This window comes from Flammeovirga aprica JL-4, assembly GCF_012844305.1.
Taxonomy (GTDB): Bacteria; Bacteroidota; Bacteroidia; order Cytophagales; family Flammeovirgaceae; genus Flammeovirga; species Flammeovirga aprica.
In genome coordinates this window covers 1-732 of sequence record NZ_JABANE010000347.1, presented here as the reverse complement: position 1 = coordinate 732, position 732 = coordinate 1, and the positions used below count along the sequence as shown (strand labels likewise).

At 60.5% G+C, this 732-nt stretch carries 1 protein-coding gene; it reads left to right on the top strand.

Going from position 1 to position 732, the window contains the following annotated elements:
- Positions 1-732, top strand: a 732-nt coding sequence (gene mbeA / locus HHU12_RS36125; protein WP_169661200.1) for a plasmid mobilization relaxase MbeA, incomplete at both ends; no start/stop codon positions are given.

The following is a 732-nucleotide window of genomic DNA, read 5'->3' as shown; positions in this document are numbered from 1 at the left end:
ACACCTCCGGCGGCCTGTCTTTTGCTGAACAGGATTTACCGCCCGGCCAGCGTGAAAAGCTGATGGCGAGCTTCGAGCGGGTTCTGATGCCCGGACTCGATAAAGACCAGTACAGCGTGCTGTGGGTTGAACACCGGGACAAGGGGCGGCTGGAACTGAATTTTCTGGTACCGAACACGGAACTGCTGACCGGCAGGCGTCTCCAGCCGTACTACGACCGGGCAGACCGTCCGCGCATCGATGCGTGGCAGACCGTGGTGAACGGGCGACTGGGGCTGCACGACCCGAACGCACCGGAGAACCGGCGCGCGCTGGTGACGCCATCTTCGTTACCCAAAACGAAGCAGGAAGCCGCAGAGGCTATTACGCGGGGCTTACTGGCCCTCGCCTCGTCAGGGGAGCTTAAAACGCGTCAGGACGTCACTGAGGCGCTGGAAAGCGCAGGTTTTGAGGTCGTGCGCACCACAAAGAGCAGCATCAGCATTGCCGACCCGGACGGAGGGCGAAACATCCGACTTAAGGGAGCCATCTATGAACAGTCTTTTAACGCTGGCGAAGGACTTAGAGCAGAAATCGAAAGCGCAGCAGCAGAGTACCGGCGAAATGCTGAAAGCCGCATTCAGCGAGCACGAGAAGTCTGTCAGAGCGGAACTGAGCGAAAGCGGGAAGAGAATCAGCGCCGCCATCCGCGCCCACGAGCAGGGTATGAGCGCGGCCATGCAGTCGAACCGC